The following is a 24,090-nucleotide window of genomic DNA, read 5'->3' on the forward strand; positions in this document are numbered from 1 at the left end:
ATCAAAATTAGAAAATGGTTTGGAACTTAATACCGCCCACCCAGGTCTTATCCCCATCCTTCAATGCACCGACATGGTGGACATATTGAATATTTGGACGGATGGTGAGCCAGTTGGTGGCATGAATGCCGTAATACAACTCAGTGTTATATTCTTCATCCAATAGACTATTGTTTTTGTCATTAGCGTGAATACGAGCAACACCTAAGGCAATTTCATCTTGAGGACGTTGATCCAACAAACCTTTATAGACCAATCCAACATTTTGCATGTCTTTAATGGCATTGGTTTTAGAATCATGCACTGTGACATTGACAAAGCCAGTTAAACCACGATCTGACTGACCATCATGACGAGTCAACTGTTGTTTCGCAGTAAACCAACCGCCTTGTTTATGTCCAGTCTTGGCAGGATTCTCGATTTCTGCGGCATCCGCTGTACTGTAGTAATAACCAAAACGGTATTCACCTGGCAAAGCAAGTGCACCCAGTTTAGGATTCCAGACCACTTCTGCTGGAATAATCGCACCACGAGAGCCATCGGTACTTAGGTTAAAACCTTTGCCACGCTGTAAGTTCTCAGGGTTATATTCATACGCCCCGATTTGTGCATAAAGATCTGGCTGTAGGTTATATTTGACACGCAATGCCCATTGGCTCACAGGCCAGTTGTACCATTGGTCACCAACCCAGTTACCCACCTGAGAACCACATAGCGATAAGTTCTGGAAATCACAGTTAAAACTGTTGAAATCTTCACCTTCACCAAAACGACCCACTTTAATATCTAAAGCTTGATCTAAAAATTTCTTTTTGATCCAAAGGTCGGTTAAACGCCACGTTTGACCACGCCCCCAAACTTCTTGTACAGAACTTTGGTGACCTTGTAAGCCATCTGCGGTTTGTGACAAAGACTGACCATCACGGTATGTCACCGTGATCTGCGCCTCAGTATCTTGCCAACCTAAAATTTTATTTAGGTCGAAGTTTGTGCCCAACGCCAATTGTCCAGTGAATTCACTGCCGTGGCTTGAGTATTGTTTAGAATCTAAAACCCCTGCAAATTCACCTGTGTAATCAGCAGAAAATTTGTAACCCTGTTCTTGCAACGCAGTGCGTTGACCGTTCCAATCACCAAACAGCCATTGACCATTTGGGTCAAATGCGGAAGATGCTGCTTGAGTATGTTGTGTGAAAAGACTCAATGATAGAACGGATAAACAAGAAACAATCAAAGACTTAGAGATTGTCATGTTTACGTAACCTTTTATGTTATTGTGTATAAAAGGTTACTCTCATTTTTAAATTACAACTTATTCAAAATGTTAACAATCTGTACAATATTTTAACAATCAGTGATTAGTCGCACATATTTTCTACCATTTACCCTCACCCAAACCCTGACCGATAAAGGCATACTTCATTTGCGAACGGGAAAACTTGATCGGACAGGCCAACTGTGGCTCAGTTTGTGATGCATTTTCCGATACTGGCACATCAACCACCCAGCCTCTTTGTTGAGCCATTGGCGAGACCAACGCTTCATCCAGACTGAGTACAGGTTCAACACAAATATCTAAGCTTTGGAACAGATGCTGCCATTCTGCAAAGTCTTGTGTTTTAAACTTTTCCCGCAAGGCTTGCTTTACCGCTTGACGATCTTCTGGGTCAAACGATGTTCCTTTTACAAGCAGTACAGGTAATTCTAACGCTGCAGCCAAGCCTGTCATAAATTGTGGCTCTAAACTTCCCACTGAAAAATAGCGACCATCTTTGGTTTGATAATAATCATAGAAGCTTGCACCATTCAGCATTCCCGCCTCGGGTGCTTGTGGCGTTTTACCTGCCAGACTTGCAGAAGCAGCCATACTATTCAGACTCGCCACACAATCGGTCATTGAAATATCAAGATATTGACCTAGACCACTGCGTTGACGCTCGACCACCGCAGCAAGAATACCAATCACTGCATGCAAAGAACCACCTGCCACATCTGCAATTTGAATGCCCAATGGAGGCGGTCCACCATCTTGACGACCACTATGCCCAGACACGCCTGCCAACGCTAAATAGTTAATGTCGTGTCCTGCACGATCTTTATAAGCCCCTGTTTGACCATAACCTGTAATCGAACAATAGATAAGTCGTGGATTAATCTCCGCTAAAGTCTCATAGTCCAAGCCCAAACGGCGCATCACATCTGGACGGAACTGTTCAAGCACGATATCGAACTCAGAGATTTTATTTTTGATCAGTTCAATATTGGCTGCATCTTTGAGGTCAAGTGCAATCGACTGTTTATTCCGATTCAGATAACTGTGCGCAGTGGCCTGACCATTGGCATAGGGTGGCATAATCCGTACAAGGTCTGGACGAGTCGGTGATTCCACATGGATAACTTCTGCACCCATGTCGGCAAGGTACATACTGGCAAATGGCCCTGGTAATAAAGTCGAAAAATCGAGGACTTTCAATCCCTTTAGTGCAGATGGCATAATAATTTTTACTCAATTTGTTCAAATTTTCTTTTATACTAGGTATGGATAAACACAAAAACAATGTCATGTTCAGCCATTTACCTTGATAGTTTCGGCAATTTAACATGTACACAGAGCGCAATTATTTTTCTTGTCAATTGCCCAATTTGATATTTTAGACGGTTATTTAGGTCAATTATCGTGAATAGTAAAGAAACTGAAGGATTCAATATGAGCCGTGATACGATCAGCATCCACTTCGTGAATGCGGCTTTAACAGGTGTTAAACGCCTAGGCATGGACGTTGAAACGTTACTTTCACATGTCGGCATAGAGGCTGAACTGCTTCGCCAACCAAAGGCTCGAATCTCTCCTGAACAGTACACCCGTTTTGTAAAAATGTTATGGATGGTCACCCAAGATGAACACGTGGGTTTCGATGTACAGCCACGTCGCTTGGGTACATTCGCAATCATGTGTCAATTAATCATCCATTCCAAAACTCTTGGACAAGCACTCGAACTTTCCTCTCAATTCTACAAACTGTTTGGAGATGAATGGTCCGTTAGCTTGGAACGTGACAAGCATGAAGCACGTTTAGTCCCCCACATTCCTAAAGCTTTAGACCCTGATCACTTCATTACTGAAAGCATGCTGATGATCTGGCATGGTCTAGCATCATGGTTGATTGAACGCCGTCTCCCTTTAGAACGTGTTCATTTTGGTTATGAGCGTCCAAACCATGCTGATGAATACGATGCATTGTTCTTTGCGCCCGTGATGCAATTCGATGCACCACGTACCGAAATTACCTTTGCTGCAGATTATTTGGATCTCCCAATCCGTCAAGATGAAAAGACTTTAGAAGAATTCTTGAAAGCAGCACCTGCCCAGTTGTTAGTGAAATTCAAAAATACCAACTCGTTGACTTCGCGTATTCGTGATGTATTGAAGAGTCAGATTGGTGAAGAAATGCCAACGCTCAACGATGTCGCAGCAATGTTATATTTATCACCACAAACCTTACGTCGTCGTTTGGCTGCGGAAGGCAAAAGCTATCAAGGGGTTAAAGATGCCTTGCGTCGTGATGCTGCAATTCATTTATTGTTGACTCCAAATCTCACCCTTGAAGATGTAGCGCAACAAGTCGGCTTTAGTGAAACCAGTACTTTCCACCGTGCCTTTAAGAAATGGACAGGTGTGACTCCTGGTTTATATCGTCAGTTGCATGGTCATCACAACTAATAACGACAATGCAGTGTTCAACTTTATATAGTTGAACACTGCATTTTAAATATGCTAATAATCAAGCAGCCCCCTACGATTTGCTTGAATAACAATGACCATTAAAAAAGCTGACTTTTCTCACCCACAAGTACAAAATTTGATTTATATCCACTTGCATAGCCTGCATCAAAATACCCCACTTGAACATAGTTTTGCATTAGACCTCAGCAGTCTGCAAAAAGATTCTATTAGCGTCTATACCCTGTGGAACGATGATGAGTTACTGGGCTGTGGCGCAATCCAAGAACTGACACCCGACCATGCAGAAATCAAATCTATGCGGACTCATCCTGCCCATTTGCGTCAAGGGGTCGCAGCACAGCTACTGGAATACTTACTAGAACTTGCCCAGCAACGTCACTATCAAAAAGTCAGTTTAGAAACAGGAAAAGACGTTCATTTTGATGCAGCAATCAAACTTTATAAAAAATTTGGCTTTGTTGAAGGCGCAGCTTTCGCAGAATATACCGAATCACCTTATAACCAATTCTTTCATTTAGATTTATCGAATGAGTCCATAAACTCAACTTGAGATGATCTCGCATTGAATAGCCATTGCTCAATGCCTTTTGGATAAACAGGATATTGAGTGAGTGCGATTTGTTCTCGACTCAGCCACTGTGCGATATAACTATGTCCATTGGGTTCACAACCCTGTATGTGGTGTCGCTGATATATATACGAGTCTACAAATTCAGCATCATATACAAACACAATTTCATGGCCTTGCTGCCCATCAAAGCTAAATAGATTTTCCATGACGCAGATAAGTTTAGGCTGTGTCAGCTGCTGCTGAATTTCTTCCAAGACCTCTCTTTCAATTGCCTGAATAGATGTTTCCCCAAACTCGATACCACCACCGATGGGTCTGAAAAAATATTCATCCTTGTTGGGATCATACGCTTTTGCAAGTAACACCTTATCATTATGACGAAATAGGCATAACGCTTTTGCTCGAATAGACGTCATTGCATGGCCTTAATCTGTTCTAAAAATTTTTCTGCTTGTTGTGGAGAGGTTAAACGAATAAACCGGATATGCTGATAGTCAGGGTCTTGCATCAAAGCTAAGTATTTTTTTCGGTTTTTTGGATAGGATTTAATTAGCCAGATAAAAATAGATTCTTTGGACAGCATCAATTTTAAACTTTCCCGATTATTTGAATCTTCCCATAACTTTTTCCGACTGATCACACGCCCGAATGTACGCTTGGTCAAACGATATAAATTGATGTGAAAGGAATAATCTAACCAGATGACGGTATCTACTTTCTCCATCATCATTGGAATAGTGCGGGTATAAAGACCATCAATGACCCACCCTGTCGCAGCATTTTTCATTGAGATTTTCAGCTTCAAAAACAAGGCTTCATTTGTCAATTCTTGCCAATCATCCAGCCAAAGTAAATTATCAAGTTCGATATATTTTAATTGTTGTTTTTGCACCAACTGTCGGGCAAACGTCGATTTACCTGAACCTGTCGTACCAATAATATTAATAAACTTCATTTGTTATTAGCACAATAAAACGGCATGTGAGTTTAAACAACTTGCATCGGCTTGTGAACCAGCCGATGCAAGTTATAAATCAATTACTTATCTCTCGCCGCTTGAATAAGTTTCACAGCATTGTCCCCTGTCACCTGCCAAGTGAGGCAACGCACGCTACCGCCCATTGGACAAACACTTTCAGCATTTACAGGAATGACTTTCTTACTGGTATTCTGCTTGATGATCGTTAATGCTTTTTGATCATGCGGCATATTAAAGGTTGGCACATAAATATTGTGATGTGTGACCGTGGCATTTAAATTCACACCACATGCTGACTCAAAACCTTCCCATTGCCCTTTGGGATTGGTCTTATATTCAACAGGCACTTCCACAATTTTTGCAGTTGGAAATGATGCTTTTAACTCCTTCATTACGGTTGTTCTAAATGATGGTGTTTTTGAATAGTCATTCACAAGCAAAGTATTTTTATCCACCCAACTGACCATGCCATCTGAATGTGCCAGCACTTCTTCATCTGGTTCTAAGATGGCAACTTCGGTTGCACCCAACGTAGCCTTTAACTCTTGTTTGGCCTCGTTATAGCTAAGCTCATTATCTTCCATAAAACGTGTAGTGGTAATGACACGACCCGCATAATCATCAACAAGGTTACCACCATCAATCATCAAATCAGTTTTAGCTCTTTGAATTTTATAACGATCAGCAAACTGACTGAAACTTTTTTGCACATCTTTACTTTGTTTCTTGGTCATCGAGGCCCAAGTATAGGTAAATTGCACAGGCTGCATTGGATTAACCGTAGTAAAGTCGCGCATCCAGATATCACGGACATCATCCACCAGTAAAATATCTTCAGGCACTTTGCCCGTGAAATAAGGCTTGGTATCCTCATCCACCAAAATCACGACATTGTCATTACCCAAAATTGATTTTGCATAATCAATCTGAAAATCTACAATTCGTTGAAAAGCAGATTTGTAATACGGATCATGTACAGAAGGTGCAGACAACACCAATAGCATTTTGTCATCAGCAGCTTGATTTGAATAGGTTTGGCTCACCTTGTTTTTATCCTCGATTGCTTTGTTATTTTCAATATTCCGTCCAGATGAATCACATCCAAAAAGTGACAAGATCAATGCCATGGCAGCATAGTGACGCTTTAGTTTTATCATGTGCTTTCGCCCATCTTTTCTATCAATCATTTCCAAATGCTAGTCTAATCGAAGATGTCACAAGACATGCAGAAAAATACCAAATTTAACGCTTGGCTTGATTACTCACGCAACCTATCAAATTGGCGAAAAGCATCAAACTTGCCAATGTTTATCATCATTGCACTGACACTTAAATTGAGTACACTCGATAAACAACAATTTTAAGGTGATACAAGGAAAACCTATGAGCGAGGCCTACATTATTGATGCCATTCGCACACCACGCGGAAAAGGGAAAAAAGACGGCTCACTTCATGAAGTCAAACCGATTACTTTACTCACATCATTACTCAATGAATTACAACAACGTCATCAACTTGATACGTCAAAAGTCGATGACATCGTCTTAGGTTGTGTCACACCGATTGCTGACCAAGGTGGTGATATTGCTAAAACTGCAGCCATTGCAGCAGGTTGGAATGATGATGTTGCTGGTGTGCAAATCAACCGTTTCTGCGCATCTGGTTTGGAAGCAGTCAATTTGGCAGCACAAAAAGTCCGCTCTGGTTGGGAAGATATCGTCGTCGCAGGCGGTGTGGAATCCATGTCACGTATCCCGATGGGCTCTGATGGCGGCCCATGGGCACTTGATCCTGAAACCAACTTAAAATCTTCTTTTGTACCACAAGGCGTTGGCGCGGACTTGATCGCAACATTAGATGGCTATAGCCGAGAAGATGTCGATGCCTTTGCAGTCGGCTCACAACAAAAAGCAGCGGCAGCACAGGCCAAAGGTTATTTCGATAAATCCGTCGTTCCTGTTAAAGATCATTCGGGTGTACTGATCTTAGAAAAAGATGAATTTATTCGAGGTGCGACCACCGTTGAAGGCTTGGCAAAACTGAATGCCAGCTTTGAAATGATGGGACAAATGGGCTTCGATGCGGTTGCGCTACAGAAGTATCCTGAGGCACAAAAAATTAACCATGTACATCATGCAGGTAACTCCTCAGGCATCGTTGATGGTGCTGCGGTGGTGTTATTGGCTTCTGAAAAAGCCGTCAAAGAACAAGACTTAAAACCACGCGCCAAAGTACTTGCAACGGCATTGGTGGGGACTGACCCAACCATTATGCTGACAGGCCCTGCCCCTGCTGCACGTAAAGCCTTAGCCAAAGCTGGCCTAACGATTGATGATATTGACCTATTTGAAGTCAATGAAGCTTTTGCTGCCGTGGTGATGCGTTTTATCAATGAACTGAACGTTCCAGCCGAGAAAGTCAATGTGAATGGTGGTGCAATTGCGATGGGTCATCCATTGGGTGCAACAGGCGCCATGATTTTAGGAACTTTGCTGGATGAATTAGAACGTCAAGGCAAAAAACGTGGCCTAGCCACATTATGTGTTGGTGGTGGAATGGGGATTGCCACCATTATTGAAGTTGTATAAACATCCAACTCTCCCAGAAATATGATACTCGGAAAGGTCATTCGCAACCTGCATAGTATATGCAATTTATTGTTTCTACGATCAATTTTATAAATGAAGAAATTGAACAGGTTTTGCGAATGACAATGGTTTTGCCTACTTTTGCCGAAACAAAAGTAGGTCGAACCGAAGGTTTATCCTGAAATTAGATGAGAGCTAAACAAGACTCTGCTATGCGTATTTTCATAAATACAGATAAGCGGGTGACTTGAAACAAAGCTTATAAAATATTGGACGATGATATATGAGCGCTATTAAATACGAAAAAAACGCTGACAATATTGTAATTCTTACCCTTGATTCATCGGGTCAATCTGCCAATACCATGAATGCAGAATTCCGTGAATCACTCAATGACGTCAGCCAAAAGCTTAAAACAGAAACTGATCTAAAAGGCATTATTTTCCGTTCAGCCAAGAAAACCTTCTTTGCAGGCGGTGACTTGGATGAGTTGATTCAGGTTCAACCTGAACATGCCACTGAGTTCTTCAAAATGATTGAAGAACTCAAGGGTGACTTACGTGCGATTGAAACTTTAGGTGTACCTGTTGTTGCTGCCTTAAATGGTACGGCGCTCGGTGGCGGTTGGGAAATTGCTTTAGGCTGTCATTACCGTATTGCCATCAATGATCCAAAAACCAAATTTGGTTTACCTGAAGTGACTTTAGGCTTGCTGCCAGGCGGTGGCGGTATCGTGCGTATGGTACGTTTGCTTGGCTTACAAAATGCGTTTCCATTCTTGATGGAAGGCAAACAGTTTGGTGTCGATAAAGCTAAATCGCTCGGATTGGTACATGACACTGCTGAGAACGAGCAAGAGTTATTAGATAAAGCACTTGCTTGGGTCAAGGCCAATCCAAAGTCACAACAACCTTTTGATGTCAAAGGCTACAAAATTCCAGGTGGCGATCCTAAGACCCCTGCTGTGGCGCAAGTCCTTGCGATTGCTCCAGCGATGCTACGTGATAAAACCAAAGGCTGTTACCCTGCACCTGAAGCGATCATGGCTGCTGCGGTTGAAGGTGCACAGGTTGATGTTGATACCGCTTTGCGTATCGAATCACGTTACTTTACTCAACTCACGGTCAGTCAAATTTCTAAAAATATGATCGGCACTTTTTGGCATGGTCTCAATGCAATCAAGTCTGGTGCAAGTCGTCCTGCGGATGTTGCAAAATGGCAAGCGACTAAAGTGGGTGTATTAGGTGCGGGGATGATGGGTGCCGGCATTGCCTATTCAACTGCAATCAAAGGCATCCCTGTCATCCTCAAAGATGTCTCTGTTGAAAATGCTGAAAAAGGCAAAGCCTATTCACAAAAATTACTCGATAAACGTGTTTCACAAGGCCGTATGACGGCAGAAAAACGTGACCAAGTCTTAGCACTGATCACCGCAACGGCGGATGCGGCTGATTTGCAAGGCTGTGACCTGATCATCGAAGCGGTGTTTGAAAACCAAGAACTGAAAGCCAAAGTGACTCAGGAAGCTGAACAATATTTGGCTGAAGGTGGAATCTTTGCATCGAATACCTCTACCCTACCAATTACTGGTTTGGCGACGGCGAGTAAAGATGCTCAAAAGTTCATTGGACTACATTTCTTTAGTCCAGTCGATAAAATGCAATTGGTTGAAATTATCAAAGGTAAACAGACCTCTGCTGATACATTAGCGAAGGCTTACGACTTTGTTCAGCAAATTGCCAAAACCCCAATTGTCGTGAATGACAGCCGAGGCTTCTTCACCAGCCGCGTGTTTGGTACATTCATTCAAGAAGGGATGCGTTTACTTGCTGAAGGTGTGCATCCAGCCAAAATTGAAATGGCAGCACTGAAAGCAGGTATGCCGGTTGGCCCACTTGCCATTCAGGATGAAGTCTCTCTAACCTTAACTGAACATGTTGCAGCAGAAACCCGTAAAGCTCTGCAAGCAGAAGGTAAAGATTTACCGAAAACCCCAGTGGATGACGTGGTGCACACCATGATTCATGAGCTGAATCGTAAAGGTAAGGCTGCAGGTGCAGGTTTCTATGACTACCCTGAAAATGGCAAAAAGCATTTATGGGATGGGCTCAGCCGCTGGCAGAAAGACAATAGTATTTCTGAGCAGGACATGATTGATCGTTTCCTGTTTGTACAAGCACTGGATACTTTACGCTGCTATGAAGAAGGCGTTTTAGAATCTGTGATTGATGCCAATGTCGGTTCGATATTCGGGATTGGCTTTGCTCCATGGACAGGTGGTGCCATTCAATTTCTGAATCAAAATGGAATTGAAAAATCATTGCAACGCGCCGAGCAACTGGCGGCACAATATGGTGAGCGTTTTACGCCGCCAAAATTATTGAAAGAAAAAGCACAGCAAAATACTGTGATTCAATAATCTTGATTTAACCAAGCCGATTAAGGCCCGTATGGAACTCCTTGTCTATACGGGCTTTTTTATGCGCTCGACAAAATCACAGCAAAACATCTGAGTAATGCATCACAATTTATGCTATAAGTTTGGTAATTCTGCTTTATTTTTTTGCATCATTTGGAAATTTCTTATGTCTGAAAAACTCTGCCCAGAAACTTCGCCTTGGGGCTGGAAAGCATTAATTATCACCACAATTCTCAGCGTACTGTTTATGGTGATTTTCTACTTGGCTATTAATAATGAACCAGATTATATGCCAATGAATCAAAAGAAAGCGGCTACCCCAGCTGAAATGTCACAATCATCTGTGACAACAGAAACAGGGGCAACGGAAGCACATCAACACAATCACTAAAGTGTTATTGCCGAATATGATAAATCTGTGTAAAACATGGGTTTATCATGATATTCGAGATTTTCAATGCTTCAACAAAATCGTCAGGCACTGGTCGTTGAAGGCGGTGGAATGCGCGGTGCATTCACCAGCGGTGTCTTAGATGCATTTTTACAGCAACAATTTAATCCCTTTGATCTTTGTGTCGGTGTTTCTTCTGGTTCAACCAATGTCGCCAACTACCTTGCAGCACAACAAGGTCGTACCTTACAAATTTATTTAGATCATTCGCTCCGCACTGAATTTATCCAATATGGTCGCTTTTTCAAAGGTGGTGACTTACTGGACTTAAAATGGATGTGGGATGTGGTAGAACAAGAGCATCCGCTCAATCAAGCCCATCTATTTGCCAATCATCCCGAATTTTATATGGTATTGACCCATGCCATTTCAGGTGAAGCCACCTATATCAAAGCGTCCAAAGACAATATCTTAGAAGGTTTAAGAGCATCCAGTTCAATTCCTGTCTTAACTCGTCAAGCGGTTGAAGTCTTCGGTGAACCTTATTTTGATGGCGGTGTTGCAGATGCCTTACCCGTGCATTGGGCAGCACAACAGCATGATGTTTCTAAGTTAATGGTCCTCAGAACTCGTCCAAAAAATTATTATAAGGCCAGCAGTAAAGGTGATCAATTGCTTGCCAAATACCTGTTTAAACAGCAACGTGGTTTTGCGCAAAGTTTATTAACGCGGACTCAACGTTATAACGATGCTGTCGAATTTACCCGCTCAGCCTCTGGTCAGAAAATCTTGGAAGTTTGCCCACCTGATTTAAAAAATATGGCAGGTCGACTTTCAAAGAATAAATCCAAGATCCGTTATAGTTATGATGTCGGGATAGAAACAGGTTTAAAGGCAATTGAGGACTGGAATAGGCTTTAATCCTGATCCAATCAATTTCAATTCTACTTTGGATAGCGAAGCGTTTTTAAATTCAACCATGACAGCAGGCGCTTGGTAATACGCTTCGCTATCTAAAGTATGAGCTCATCTCTTATCCTCAATTCCATCTTTCTACTTGGCAAATCAGCCCTAAAAGGCGCAGAATCTAGTTTTGTTTTTTTGTTATTTTTGGAATTTATTATGAATAATCAACCATCCCCAAAAAAAGATTCAAATGAAGAAACGGTATTGGGATGGAAATTTGTCATCATTGTTGGTGTACTGAGTACCATCTTTTTAAGCTTTTTCTATTTGGCCATGACCCAAGAACCGGATTATATGCCAGGCGCACAACGTAAAGCACAACAACAGGAACATGCTCAAAATAGCTCTTCAGCGAGTTCTGAAGTGGCTGCCCAAACTCAGCAACAGCCATAAACTCACTCCAATTCAAGCTCATTCACTTCATTGTGAATTTACTGTAGATGTGGCATCCGCATTTCAATATGAGGGATGCCACATTCATCATATTCATCCCCTTGCACCACAAAACCAAGCTGCTGATAAAATGACATCGCATGGACTTGTGAAGACAAATGCAGGAATGCACGTTCCTGCTGCTTCGCAAAGGCAATAATATCCAGCATGATCATTTGACCAAGACCTTGCCCTCGATAGGCCTTAAGCACAGCAACGCGCCCCACACTATTATTTTGTAATAATCGTCCTGTCGCAATCGGCTGATCCTGATCATAGATAACAAAGTGTTGTGAGATCGCATCTTGCTCATCCCACTCATCCGCTTCAGCAATACCTTGTTCCTGAATAAAAACCAATGTTCGGATCAATTTCGCATCTTGCTGTAATTGATCCCAATTTCCCTGTTTGACTTGGTACATCGTTTTCTCTGTTTTAATTAACACTTACAGCCAATATTCTCGACTGGCATCTGATCTTGCAATAATAATTCCAGACTCTGTTTTTCAATCCCATACATGGTTTTCAACGCTTGGATTTGCTGCATGATTTTTGCATCAGGTTGTTGAACATCCTTTCGTTTTGTCGCCAAAATCATTTTATTCTTACTAGTATGTTCCAAAGACACAAACTCAAAAACTTTGGTTTCATAACCATAGGCTTTCAGCAATAAAGCTCGCAAGGTATCAGTGAGCATTTCAGCCTGTTGCCCCGCGTGAATACCAAATTGCAACATCGGCTGTAACACCTCTGGACTTTGTAGCTGTGGGCGGAGTTCCTTATGGCAACATGGTGCACACATAATCATGGATGCATTCAGACGAATACCAGTATGAATGGCAAAGTCAGTCGCAATATCACAGGCATGCAATGCAATCATCACATCTAACTTTTCTGGCTGATAGCTACGCACATCCCCTTCAAAGAAATCCAGATGACTAAAACCCGTTTGATCAGCCACATTCTGGCAAAACTCAACCAGATTCGAACGCAGTTCAACCCCCGTAATTAACGGTGTTTTCTGCTGCGCCTGCAAATAGTCATATAAAGCAAAAGTTAAATAGCCCTTACCTGAACCAAAATCGACAATATTCAATTCTTGCTGTGAAGCGTCAATCTGCTCATAGGCATGCGAAAAAATTTCAATAAATTTATTAATTTGCTTCCACTTGCGCGCCATACTTGGAACGATTTGTCCTTTTTCATCAGTAATACCAAGATGCTTTAAAAATGGACTTTGCTGTTGTACATAACGCTGCTTTTCACGATCGTGCTGCTGTTGCCCTACTTTGTCGGTAGATGCCTGTTTCTTCTGAGTGTTCAACATGGCTTTCTTCTTATTTTTCTTGAGTTGAACGTCTTGTTCAGTACTAAAGAGATTGGCTTGCTTAGACAGACTCAATAACTCAGCAATCTTTTCCAAACCTTCGGCAATACTATAATTTTTAGTGATGTCTTGTGTAGTGTGATGATATAAGCAAGACAAGGTTGCCTGTCCCTGCAGTTCAATCACACGAAATGTCATCTTTTCTAGTTGCGCTATTTCACCTTTGTACTGACTCAAAATCAGGCGGTCAAAGCTTTTATTTTCAATAGATTGCTGGATATCCAAGAAAAACTGCTGTTCTTGTTCAAAAGAAAAATTCGGCGCAAACATAATGAAAACCTGACAAATAGAAACTAAATTTTAAAGCGTCTTACTTTAAAAGGGAAATTGCATTACGATACAGTTGTATTTTTATGCAACCAGATCGCTTGATGAACACAAACACATTGCTGGACTATGACCCCAAAGAAGAATTGATTAATGCTTATAGTCATGGGGCTGGCGCAGTACTGGCTTTAATTGCCTCAATCTTTTTGATCATCAAAGGCTATGGCCTGCCTTTAGGGCAGTGGATCAGCTTATGGGTCTATGGCTTTAGCTTGGTTCTGTTGCTCAGTAGTTCCATGCTGTATCACTTTGCCCAAGATGAACGTAAACGCTATTGGTATAAAAAACTGGATCATACCGCGATTTACTATCTGATTGCAGGCACCTATACCCCTTTTCTCAGTATTGCCATTCCCACAGCCAAGGCGCATTACTTACTGATCGCCTTATGGGCCATTGCCCTGATCGGTACACTGTTCAAACTGGTATTCATTCATCGCTTCCAAAAAATTTCTTTAGCCGCCTATTTAGTCATGGGTTGGCTGGCGGTTTTGGTGATGGATGATATGCAACGTTACTTGTCTCGAGAAGCGGTGCAACTACTGATTGCAGGTGGTTTGGCTTATACCATCGGCACATTGTTTTATGCCTTAAAAAAGGTAAGATATACCCACGCAATTTGGCATGTTTTTGTGCTATTAGGCGCAGGATTACACTTTTTGGCAATCTACTGTTATGTATTATAAGTCCATATATAGCATTAAGTTTTCGAAGTAAAACTGCACATTCAAAAGGAATTTTCAAGACAACCGCTATTCTGTTTCTTGAATGAATAACATGAAGGTCTTGTATGTCGTCAAGCACTACGACTGCCACCCCAGAAGTGGCCAGCAATTCAAAAGTACGGGTATTATTTGCTAGCCTTGTCGGTACGACAATTGAGTTTTTTGACTTTTATATCTACGCCACAGCAGCAGTACTCATTTTTCCACACTTATTTTTCCCTGAAAGTAGCGATGGCGCTGCGGTGCTCAAGTCACTTGCGACCTTTGCGATTGCTTTTATCGCCCGCCCAATTGGTGCTGCAATTTTCGGACATCTCGGTGACCGAATCGGACGTAAAGCCACATTGGTTGCTGCTTTACTGACGATGGGTATTTCAACTGTCTGTATCGGTCTACTACCAACCTACGCACAAATTGGCCTTGCTGCACCTCTATTGCTCGCCTTATGCCGTTTAGGCCAAGGTTTAGGCTTAGGCGGTGAATGGAGTGGTGCGGTACTGCTTGCCACTGAGAATGCACCAGAAGGCAAACGCGCTTGGTACGGGATGTTTCCACAACTCGGCGCACCAATCGGTTTCATCCTTGCAACAGGTTCCTTCCTGCTACTCAATGCATTTATGTCTGAACAAGCATTCATGACATGGGGTTGGCGTATTCCATTTATTGCAAGTGCAGTGTTGGTTTTAGTTGGTTTATACATCCGTTTAAAGTTGCATGAAACCCCCGCTTTCCAGAAAGTATTAAACAAGCAAAAAGAAGTGAATGTCCCGTTTAAAGAGGTCATGACCAAGCATTTACCAATGCTCATCCTCGGTACGATCGCAGCAATCTGTACTTTTGTGGTGTTCTATCTCACCACCGTATTTGCCTTGAACTGGGGCACCACCAAGCTCGGCTATGCTCGTGGTGAATTCCTAGTATTGCAACTGGTAGCGACTTTATGTTTTGCTGCCTTTATTCCCCTATCTGCAATTTTTGCAGAGAAATTTGGCCGTAAAAATACATCAATTGCGGTATGTATTCTTTCAGCCTTGTTCGGACTGTGTTTTGCGCCACTACTCGGTTCAGGTAGCCCAATTCTGGTGTTCTTGTTCTTATGTATCGGTCTTTCGATTATGGGCTTAACCTATGGTCCAATTGGTACCGTATTGTCAGAAATCTTTCCAACTTCAGTTCGCTATACAGGCTCAGCTTTAACTTTTAACTTGGCAGGTATTTTCGGCGCATCCTTTGCACCGTATATCGCAACTAAGTTGGCAGAAAGTTATGGCTTAGGCGCAGTTGGTTTATATTTAAGTTTGGCTTCCATTTTATCGTTGATCGCATTTTTAATGATTCGTGAAACCAAGCATGATGATGTAAACAACCAAATTTAATCATTATTTTTCAGATGATCTGTGAAAAATACACGCTCAGATCATCTGAAATACCATTCAATTGCATAGTTTTTATCTTATAAAGTTGCGCTTAGGGCTGCATTCTTCCAAATATTTTTTGTGCTAAAATAACCGCCTTCATTTTTTTTAGACGATTGTGTTATGTACGCAGTGATTATCGTTGCCGTATTTTTAGTCAGCTTTTTGTATACCTATTTACGGGGTAAAGAGCGCTTAAAAGCATCTCGACAATTATTTGACCATTCGACATTTTTAGCACCGATCAACATGTTTATGACGGGCTTTTCTAAGTTGCCGAATCAGGCTTTCTTCGATGTGGCACAGTTCCCAGAACTGAAACCATTGCAAGATAACTGGCAAGTGATTCGTGAAGAAGCAATTCAACTGCAAAATCAAATTAAAGCTTCTGAAAAAAACAATGATGCAGGCTTTAATACCTTCTTTAAACGAGGCTGGAAACGCTTTTATCTGAAATGGTATCAAGATAGTCATCCATCTGCACATCAACTCTGTCCAAAAACGGTGGCGTTACTAGAAAGTATTCCATCCGTCAAAGCAGCCATGTTTACCGAATTACCTTCTGGCAGCTACTTAGGTAAACACCGTGATCCTTATGCAGGATCGGTACGTTATCATCTTGGTCTAGTGACACCCAATAGCGATGATTGCTTTATCGAAGTCGATCAAGAGCGTTATAGCTGGAGAGATGGTGAAGCTACCGTCTTTGATGAAACCTTTGTGCATTGGGCTGAAAACAAAACCGATGAAACCCGTATTATCTTATTCTGTGACATCGAACGCCCGATGAAATGGGGTTGGGCACAAAAGTTTAATCACTGGTTTGGTCGTAATGTCATGTCTGCGGCAAGTTCGCCCAATGATGACCAAGACAAAACTGGTTTTATTAACCGTATTTTCAAATACGGCTATGCCGTGCATCACTATGGCCGTGGTTTAAAAGAGCGTAATCGCCCACTTTACTACGTATCAAAGTGGCTGCTTTTTGCTATCCTGATTGGCTTAATTTTATTACCAAGCTTTTTATAATAAAATTCTTCCATAAAAAAAGAGATGCAATTGCATCTCTTTTTTATTTCAAACAAATTGAAATTAATTTGCTTTAGCAGTCTGCGTACCTGCAGTTTGTGCCGCAGCCGCATTGGCCGCCTGAACAGCTGTTTCACCGATTAAAGCAATCTTCGCTTTCTCTTGGCTTTGTGCTGATAATGCAGGGTTTGATGCCACAATACGGTTAATATTTGCTGAGTTTGCAGGTGCGATTGCAGCAGTTTGCAATACGATTGGGCGGTTGCCTGTATCACCTAAGGTATAGCGAATGCCAGTACGTGGACTAATCACAGTTGTTACTTCACGCTTGACTTGCGCTTCAGCTGTATTGGTACCTTTTGCTGCCAATACTTTATCCACAGTTGTGGTTTGTGGTGCATCGTCTGCAAATGCAAAACCAGATACCGCCGCAGTTGCCAAAATTAAAAGTTGTAATGGTTTTTTCATTGTCTTCCCGCTTTTAATGCGAACTCAATCAAGATCTGTAAGTCCAATAATGAAACTACAAAGCGTGCTTGGACTCAAGTAAATTCTCGTAAAAAAAGCAGAGGCTGATGCTCTGCTTTTTTTATTTCAGCTTAAATCAAGTCATGAACTTAGATTTTACCGTGACATTGTTTGTATTTAAGACCTGAACCACATGGACAAGGTGCATTACGACTTTCTGGTACTGGGAATGCATTTTCTGTCACTTCAGTTTCTTCAAAAGCAGTGACTTCACCCGTTAAGCCATCAACATCATCATGTTCGAAAGACAAACGCATTGATTCAGCCTGACGTTGTTGCTGTGCTTCAAGTTCAGCTAACTCTTCTGCTGTCGGCACATGCACACGAGAAAGGTCCGTCACGACATCAGACTTGATCACACCCAACATATTCACAAACAAGTTAAAGGCTTCTTTCTTGTATTCTTGCTCAGGATTCTTCTGCGCATAACCACGTAAATGAATACCTTGACGCAGATAATCCATCGCCGCTAAATGATCTTTCCAATGGCGATCAAGTGAATTCAACATAAAGTGACGTTCAAGCATTGCTGCTGATTCATCACCCATTTGTTCACGGCGTTGACGATAACGTGCAATTACTTCATCAGTAATACGTGCAATCAAACCTTCCTCATCTAAACGACGATCTTGGTCTAGCCATTGCTGTACAGGCAAGTCAATGCCTAAATCTGCATGTAAAGCATTTTCCAAGCCTTCGATATCCCACTGATCATGCACCGACTCAGGTGGAATAAAGTCCGCTATTAAGCCCTTCACCACTTCTTGATGCATTTCTTCGATGTAATCTTGTAAAGTGCTTTCAGCCAATACTTCATCACGTTGCGAATAAATGATCTTACGTTGTTCGTTGTTTACATCATCGTATTTCAATAAGTTCTTACGAATATCAAAGTTACGTGCTTCAACTTTACGCTGTGCATTCTCGATTGAACGACTGACCATTTTATGTTCAATCGCTTCACTTTCTTGTAAGCCCATCGCACGCATCATGGCAACCACACGATCACCCGCGAAGATACGCATCAAGTCATCTTCAAGCGATAAATAGAAACGAGATACACCAGGGTCACCTTGACGACCTGCACGGCCACGTAACTGGTTATCAATACGACGTGATTCGTGACGTTCAGAACCAATGATATGCAAACCACCCGAACTTAAAACATCCTCGTGATCTTTTTCCCATTGTGCTTGTAAGCGTGCTTCATCTTCAGGCGTTGAATTTTCAATTTTGGCAAGCTTGGCTTTCCAGTTACCACCCAGCAAAATATCTGTACCACGACCCGCCATGTTGGTCGCAATCGTCACCGCATTTGGACTACCCGCTTGCGCAATAATATCCGCTTCACGTTCGTGCTGTTTTGCGTTCAAGACTTCGTGATGAATACCTGCTTGTAGCAACTTAGAAGACAAGATTTCACTTGCTTCAATTGTCGCAGTACCAATCAAGATCGGTGCAACACCCTGCTGACGAATATTGGTAATTTCTTCAATAATCGCGGTGTATTTACCATTACGGTTTAAATAAATTAAATCGTTATGATCCTTACGAACCATTGGACGGTGCGTTGGAATAATGACAACATCTAGGCCATAAATTTCTTTCATTTCCGCAGCTTCAGTATCGGCAGTACCTGTCATACCTGAAAGCTTTTTATATAGACGGAAATAATTCTGGAAAGTTGTGGTTGCAAGCGTTTGGTTCTCAGGTTGAATTTCCATGCTTTCTTTGGCTTCAACCGCTTGGTGCAAGCCTTCTGACCAGCGACGACCAGGCATGGTACGACCCGTGCTTTCATCCACAATAATGACTTCTTCTTTCTGAGTCTGTGGATTAACGCCAATAATGTAGTGCACATTCTTTTGATAAAGATAGTGTGCACGAATCGCTGCAGTAACATGGTGAACTAAATTCAGGTTAGTTGCTGAATAAAGACTCTCGCCTTCAGCCAACAAGCCCATTTCAATCAGTTTTTGCTCAACCGTTTCATAGCCGACTTCAGTCATTTCAACTGAACGTTGTTTCTCATCGACCCAGAAATGCCCACCATCAGCCACTTTTTCTTCTTTCTGTGGACGTAATGTTGGAGGAATATTATTAATAAGCTGATAAAGATGAGATGAATCTTCACTTTGACCAGAAATAATTAATGGCGTACGTGCTTCATCAATTAGAATTGAGTCGACTTCATCGATGATGGCATAGCTTAAACCACGCTGCTTTTTCTCTTGTAGAGAAAACACCATATTGTCACGTAGATAGTCGAAACCGAATTCGTTATTGGTACCGTAAGTAATATCAGCAGTATACGCTTGTGCTTTTTCAGCAGGCATTTGCATGGAGTAAATCACACCAATGCTCAAGCCTAAGAATTCGAATAATGGACGGTTTAACTCAGCATCACGTTGTGCCAAGTAGTCGTTCACCGTAATCACGTGAACGCCTTGACCGCTTAATGCATTAAGATAACAAGCCAAAGTACCCATCAGGGTTTTACCTTCACCTGTACGCATTTCGGCAATTTTACCTTCGTGCAAGGTAATACCACCAATCAACTGCACGTCATAATGGCGCATGCCCATGACACGTTTTGCTGCTTCACGACACACCGCAAACGCTTCTGGCATTAACTTATCTAAACTTTCGCCATTACTAAAACGTTGTTTGAATTCTGGAGTTTTTGCAGAGAGGTCTGCATCGTTAAGAGCAGATATCGTCGGTTCAAGCGCATTAATTTGTTCAACAATTTTACGCATGCGTTTGAGCTCGCGCTCATTTTTTGTACCGAAGATACCTCCGATCAGACTTGCCAACATGAATAAACTCTCTAATCCTGTTTGTTATAAGGTTTGTCAATTTCAACAAACCCTAGGTCGGTTAATTTTTTCTTAGCTGTTATTATGGAGTCAGAAATAAGAACTACAAGTGCTTTGCATTCAAACAGGCAAAAAAATCTGCGAGGCGATTCTGACATCACACAACCAAAGAGCGTTAATGTAGCAAATTTGCATTTAACTTACATCGATTTGAATGTGTATTTCTGATCATTTTTTAGCATCACTACTTATTCATATCCAAAAAATTCATAACAAAATGAAAAAACAATCTTTTTATTTATAAAGAGAATACTGCATATTGAATAGAGATAGAAAACATAAAGAATGTATAGAGGACTGATCATGACATTACGTTTAGGCGACATCGCCCCAAATTTCCAACAACAATCAAGCCAAGGCGATATTGATTTCTATGGCTTTTTAGGGGATAGCTGGGGAATCCTTTTTTCCCATCCTGCCGACTACACCCCAGTCTGTACCACGGAACTTGGCTATACCGCAAAGCTAAAAGATGAGTTTGACAAGCGCGGAGTGAAAGCCATCGCCCTTTCAGTCGATGATGTTGAATCACATCAAGGCTGGATTCAGGACATCAACGAAACGCAGAACACCACGGTCAACTTCCCGATTATCGCGGACAAAGACCGTAAAGTTTCTGAGCTGTATGGCTTTATTCATCCAAATGCTAGTGAGACTTTAACGGTACGTTCATTGGTGATTATTGACCCGAACAAGAAAGTTCGTTTGATTATTACCTATCCTGCATCGACAGGCCGTAATTTTAATGAAGTATTGCGGGTGGTAGATTCACTACAATTAACTGACAAGCATAAAGTAGCAACCCCAGCAAATTGGCAACATGGCGAAGATGTGGTGATTGTGCCTTCATTGAAAGATGAAGAAGAAATCAAACAACGCTTCCCGAAAGGCTATAAGGCGGTCAAGCCGTATCTACGATTAACCCCACAGCCTGAGTGAGGATCAAACGAGCAACGCTCGTTACGAAACGCAAGGGGAACAGCTATGCTGTGAGTTAAGAGATTAAAGCGTATGCTTTAATCGCAGTGCAAGACAAACGAAGTACGTAGTAGAGGATAAACCCAAGCAGTAATAAAATAATATTAAATCTGAATAACATGCATCTCAGCCTATCCTCTGGATAGGCTTTTTTATATATAAGCTAAAATTGTTTTGGTATTTCTGAATCAATCGGTTATAAAAATAATTCGATCCGCTACACAATAAAAAAAGCATCATGATCTACAATATCTACCATCTACATTGCGGCAGCTTCTGCCCGACTTGTGCGCCATTATTTGGACAAAAAGGCTGGAAAGCACACCTCGTTTGTCATTGTCTATTGATTGAAACTGATCGTGGCTTAGTCTTAATTGACACAGGTCTAGGGCTTCAAGACTATTTACATACTGAACAGCGTTTAGGCCGTTTACTTAAACAGTTTGGTTCAATTGTACCGAATTTAAAACTTACTGCCATCCAACAAATTCAACAGCTCGGCTTTAACCCGAGTGACGTAAAACATATTTTTGTGACCCATTTAGATTTTGATCATGCAGGTGGAATTTCGGATTTTCCCAATGCCACCGTACATCTCTTAGCTGCGGAATTTAATGCCACTCAATCACTCACAGCCAAAGGCAAGCTCCGTTATAAAACGGAGCAATTCAAACAACATCGCCATTGGAGCTTTGCGGAACATAGTGAAGGTGAATCTTGGTTTAATCTACAAAAAGTCAAAGGATTAGCCTTATTTCAAGAGGAAATTCTGATGATTCCACTGATTGGCCATACTGCCGGACACTGTGGGATTGCGATTAAAAAGGCTGATGGCTGGGTCCTATTCTGTGGCGATGCCTATTACACCCATTTGGAGCTAAACCCGAAAAACAAACTCAGGGCTTTAGATTTCACTGAGCGCTTATTGGCTGAAAATAATCAACTGCGTTTGCAAAACCTCAAGCAGTTACAATATCTCGCTCAACATGAACCAAGCATTGAGTTAATTTGTGCGCACGATCCCGTCGAATTCAATCGTTATCAGTAATATGAAAAAAACACTCCTTACCCTCACACTCATTGCTACACTCAGTGTAGGCGGATGCATGAAGCATTCAAGCCTAGATGATGAACAACGTCCCAAAAACTGGGGAACACTGATTTCACAGCAGCATAATTTTTATCAAATTAGCAATGATGTATTTCGTAGTGATCAGCCCAGCAATGAACTCATTCCAAGCTTAAAACAATATAATATTGATACGGTCATTAATCTCAGAGCCAGAAATGAAGATGCCAAAGTTTTAAAAGATCAACCGTTTAATCTTGTGCATATTCCAATTTATACATGGGCCATCAATCGTCAAGATCTATTACAAACCATGCAAGCGATTCAAACAGCCAAAGAAAAGAATCATAAAATTTTAGTGCATTGCTACCATGGTTCTGACCGTACTGGTGCAACGATTGCCATGTATCGGATTATTTTTGAAAACTGGTCAATTGAAGATGCAGTCAAAGAAATGAAACAAGGTGGATATGGCTTCCATGTGATCTGGAAAAACATTGATCATTTATTTACGCCTGAAAATGTAAAATGGATTCAACAACAACTGTCTAATCCATCTCGCTAAATATTGTAATTATTTTGGACCAAGCTCTATTTATTTAATAGATAGAGCTTATTAAAGGAACTGGCTTATCCAGTCATTAGGAATCAATCTGCTCAAAATTGCATGATCACCAAGCAAGTTTTACTTCCCCTTCTAGTTTTCAAAAACTGAATGAGCCAACCAGACCTTTAAAATTTCAGAATCTCCGCCATCGCTATCCGTGACCAATAAGAATACTTCTCCATCGAATCTCGACTCTAACCAAGTAATCCCTTCAACTTTAATCGCGAGCGTTTTACTTTCTTCATCTTGAATCAAATGACTGGATAACGCCTTACCATCTGGCGAGAACAGCAAAATAAAACTACCCAGCACATCACCATCGTCATAGGTATTTAATGTTTGCTCAACCGCTGCCGTGGCGACAATTAGATTTTTATCCACAAAGAAATAGGCATCAGAAATCCCACTTGCAGCACCCTCAATCTCAGGCAAGTTGAGATTAAGCGAGTTGATAAACGCATTTTCTAACGATTTTCCTGCTTGAATTTCAGCTAAATCAAAAACTAAAACACCGTGATGGCGATTAATATTGCCACGTTGAAAGATATAGAGATGATGATGGTCTGAACAGATTGCTTCTATATTCAGTTCAGCTCCACCCGTTAATTCAACACTGTTTTCTAAAAAGTGATAATCAACTGCATCCAGAAAAATGCGGATTTGATTGTTAGATGGATTATAAAGTAATGCTTGTTTTCGATTTTCGGTAGAACCTGATCCCATCACCAGTAATTGCTGTTGCCCATCTAAGGTTATGCAACTTAATGCTTCAAAATCAGGCTTTTTTGCTTTGCTCAATACGCTAAATGATATTTGCTCAGACGACTCAGATAACGCAACTTTCTCAAAAACCGTTGCACTATCAATAGTGTTGTTTCGATTGGTTTTGAGTAAGTAACAAACATCGTCACCAACAAAATAAACATCATCCCCTATACAGGCGACACCAGACAGTGCACTAACATCAGAATCTTGTGAAAAAACAAATTGTTCTAATATTTTTATCGTTTTACTCATCCTCAAAATCCCCTATTGGTGGAACACTCACAGTAAA

General features: G+C 41.4%; 23 protein-coding genes. 13 read left to right on the forward strand and 10 right to left on the reverse strand.

Annotated elements, in window-relative coordinates; genetic code table 11:
* Positions 1-7 precede the first annotated feature (7 nt).
* Together F902_RS19435 and F902_RS19440 are read right to left on the reverse strand one after the other, a co-directional pair.
* On the reverse strand, positions 8-1,231 hold the full coding sequence (locus tag F902_RS19435) for a carbohydrate porin (RefSeq protein WP_171061108.1): 1,224 nt from the start codon (positions 1,229-1,231) through the stop codon (positions 8-10).
* 144 nt (positions 1,232-1,375) lie between these two features.
* On the reverse strand, positions 1,376-2,494 hold the full coding sequence (locus F902_RS19440; protein ID WP_005206108.1) for a CaiB/BaiF CoA transferase family protein: 1,119 nt from the start codon (positions 2,492-2,494) through the stop codon (positions 1,376-1,378).
* Positions 2,495-2,707: 213 nt separating this feature from the next.
* Between F902_RS19440 and F902_RS19445 the strand changes: the two genes are divergently transcribed.
* Both F902_RS19445 and F902_RS19450 read left to right on the forward strand, forming a co-directional pair.
* Positions 2,708-3,721: an AraC family transcriptional regulator gene (locus tag F902_RS19445; protein ID WP_004652394.1), complete on the forward strand. Its 1,014-nt coding sequence runs from the start codon at positions 2,708-2,710 to the stop codon at positions 3,719-3,721.
* A 94-nt stretch (positions 3,722-3,815) separates the two neighbouring features.
* Positions 3,816-4,295, forward strand: coding sequence for a GNAT family N-acetyltransferase (locus F902_RS19450; protein ID WP_005206109.1), 480 nt, complete (start codon positions 3,816-3,818; stop codon positions 4,293-4,295).
* On the opposite strand, the gene F902_RS19455 is transcribed toward F902_RS19450, so the two are convergent.
* The 3 genes from F902_RS19455 to F902_RS19465 all read right to left on the reverse strand — a co-directional run bounded on the left by F902_RS19455 (position 4,256) and on the right by F902_RS19465 (position 6,452).
* Entirely contained in the window at positions 4,256-4,732 is a 477-nt protein-coding gene (locus F902_RS19455) for an NUDIX hydrolase (RefSeq protein WP_005206110.1), read from the reverse strand. The genes F902_RS19450 and F902_RS19455 overlap by 40 nt on opposite strands.
* Positions 4,729-5,271, reverse strand: coding sequence for an AAA family ATPase (locus tag F902_RS19460; RefSeq protein WP_005206111.1), 543 nt, complete (start codon positions 5,269-5,271; stop codon positions 4,729-4,731). The genes F902_RS19455 and F902_RS19460 overlap by 4 nt, the downstream gene beginning before the upstream one ends.
* A gap of 83 nt (positions 5,272-5,354) precedes the next feature.
* Positions 5,355-6,452 (reverse strand): agmatine deiminase family protein, encoded by a 1,098-nt coding sequence (locus F902_RS19465; RefSeq protein WP_005206113.1) that lies wholly within the window; start codon positions 6,450-6,452, stop codon positions 5,355-5,357.
* Positions 6,453-6,678: 226 nt separating this feature from the next.
* Here F902_RS19465 and F902_RS19470 point away from each other — a divergent pair, with 226 nt between their 5' ends.
* The 5 genes from F902_RS19470 (at position 6,679) to F902_RS19495 (ending at position 12,053) form a co-directional block, all read left to right on the forward strand.
* Entirely contained in the window at positions 6,679-7,884 is a 1,206-nt protein-coding gene (locus tag F902_RS19470) for an acetyl-CoA C-acetyltransferase (protein WP_005206127.1), read from the forward strand.
* 283 nt (positions 7,885-8,167) lie between these two features.
* Entirely contained in the window at positions 8,168-10,303 is a 2,136-nt protein-coding gene (locus F902_RS19480) for a 3-hydroxyacyl-CoA dehydrogenase NAD-binding domain-containing protein (RefSeq protein ID WP_005206129.1), read from the forward strand.
* A gap of 166 nt (positions 10,304-10,469) precedes the next feature.
* On the forward strand, positions 10,470-10,694 hold the full coding sequence (locus tag F902_RS19485) for a hypothetical protein (protein WP_005206131.1): 225 nt from the start codon (positions 10,470-10,472) through the stop codon (positions 10,692-10,694).
* A gap of 66 nt (positions 10,695-10,760) precedes the next feature.
* Complete coding sequence (locus F902_RS19490) at positions 10,761-11,615, forward strand: patatin-like phospholipase family protein (protein WP_005206133.1); 855 nt, start codon at positions 10,761-10,763, stop codon at positions 11,613-11,615.
* Between the two features lie 201 nt (positions 11,616-11,816).
* A complete protein-coding gene (locus F902_RS19495; RefSeq protein WP_005206134.1) occupies positions 11,817-12,053 on the forward strand; it encodes a hypothetical protein in 237 nt (78 codons plus the stop codon).
* A 38-nt stretch (positions 12,054-12,091) separates the two neighbouring features.
* Here F902_RS19495 and F902_RS19500 read toward each other — a convergent pair whose 3' ends face one another.
* On the reverse strand, positions 12,092-12,514 hold the full coding sequence (locus tag F902_RS19500) for a GNAT family N-acetyltransferase (RefSeq protein WP_005206135.1): 423 nt from the start codon (positions 12,512-12,514) through the stop codon (positions 12,092-12,094).
* A gap of 17 nt (positions 12,515-12,531) precedes the next feature.
* Positions 12,532-13,749 (reverse strand): class I SAM-dependent methyltransferase, encoded by a 1,218-nt coding sequence (locus tag F902_RS19505; protein WP_005206136.1) that lies wholly within the window; start codon positions 13,747-13,749, stop codon positions 12,532-12,534.
* Between the two features lie 101 nt (positions 13,750-13,850).
* Between F902_RS19505 and trhA the strand changes: the two genes are divergently transcribed.
* The 3 genes from trhA (at position 13,851) to lpxO (ending at position 16,975) form a co-directional block, all read left to right on the forward strand.
* Positions 13,851-14,492, forward strand: a complete 642-nt coding sequence (gene trhA, locus F902_RS19510) for a PAQR family membrane homeostasis protein TrhA (RefSeq protein ID WP_032812046.1) — start codon at positions 13,851-13,853, stop codon at positions 14,490-14,492.
* A 104-nt stretch (positions 14,493-14,596) separates the two neighbouring features.
* On the forward strand, positions 14,597-15,907 hold the full coding sequence (locus F902_RS19515) for an MFS transporter (RefSeq protein WP_005206138.1): 1,311 nt from the start codon (positions 14,597-14,599) through the stop codon (positions 15,905-15,907).
* 162 nt (positions 15,908-16,069) lie between these two features.
* Positions 16,070-16,975, forward strand: a complete 906-nt coding sequence (gene lpxO / locus F902_RS19520; protein ID WP_005206139.1) for a lipid A hydroxylase LpxO — start codon at positions 16,070-16,072, stop codon at positions 16,973-16,975.
* 63 nt (positions 16,976-17,038) lie between these two features.
* On the opposite strand, the gene F902_RS19525 is transcribed toward lpxO, so the two are convergent.
* Complete coding sequence (locus tag F902_RS19525; RefSeq protein ID WP_004802827.1) at positions 17,039-17,443, reverse strand: thioredoxin domain-containing protein; 405 nt, start codon at positions 17,441-17,443, stop codon at positions 17,039-17,041.
* Positions 17,444-17,592: 149 nt separating this feature from the next.
* Positions 17,593-20,322, reverse strand: coding sequence for a preprotein translocase subunit SecA (secA, locus tag F902_RS19530; RefSeq protein WP_004802826.1), 2,730 nt, complete (start codon positions 20,320-20,322; stop codon positions 17,593-17,595).
* Between the two features lie 363 nt (positions 20,323-20,685).
* On the opposite strand from secA, the gene F902_RS19535 reads away from it, so the two are divergent.
* The 3 genes from F902_RS19535 to F902_RS19545 all read left to right on the forward strand — a co-directional run bounded on the left by F902_RS19535 (position 20,686) and on the right by F902_RS19545 (position 22,994).
* Positions 20,686-21,321 (forward strand): peroxiredoxin, encoded by a 636-nt coding sequence (locus tag F902_RS19535; protein WP_004802824.1) that lies wholly within the window; start codon positions 20,686-20,688, stop codon positions 21,319-21,321.
* Positions 21,322-21,598: 277 nt separating this feature from the next.
* On the forward strand, positions 21,599-22,408 hold the full coding sequence (locus F902_RS19540; RefSeq protein ID WP_005206141.1) for an MBL fold metallo-hydrolase: 810 nt from the start codon (positions 21,599-21,601) through the stop codon (positions 22,406-22,408).
* Position 22,409: 1 nt separating this feature from the next.
* Positions 22,410-22,994 carry a dual specificity protein phosphatase family protein gene (locus tag F902_RS19545; protein WP_026057530.1) on the forward strand — a complete coding sequence of 195 codons (585 nt, stop codon included), beginning with the start codon at positions 22,410-22,412 and terminating at the stop codon, positions 22,992-22,994.
* Positions 22,995-23,126: 132 nt separating this feature from the next.
* Here F902_RS19545 and F902_RS19550 read toward each other — a convergent pair whose 3' ends face one another.
* The gene (locus F902_RS19550) at positions 23,127-24,053 is read right to left on the reverse strand and encodes a DUF6929 family protein (RefSeq protein ID WP_005206144.1); all 927 of its coding nucleotides are present in this window, start codon (positions 24,051-24,053) and stop codon (positions 23,127-23,129) included.
* Between the last annotated feature and the right edge of the window lie 37 nt (positions 24,054-24,090).

The sequence above is a fragment of the Acinetobacter higginsii genome, assembly GCF_000369525.1.
GTDB classification, from domain to species: domain Bacteria; phylum Pseudomonadota; class Gammaproteobacteria; order Pseudomonadales; family Moraxellaceae; genus Acinetobacter; species Acinetobacter higginsii.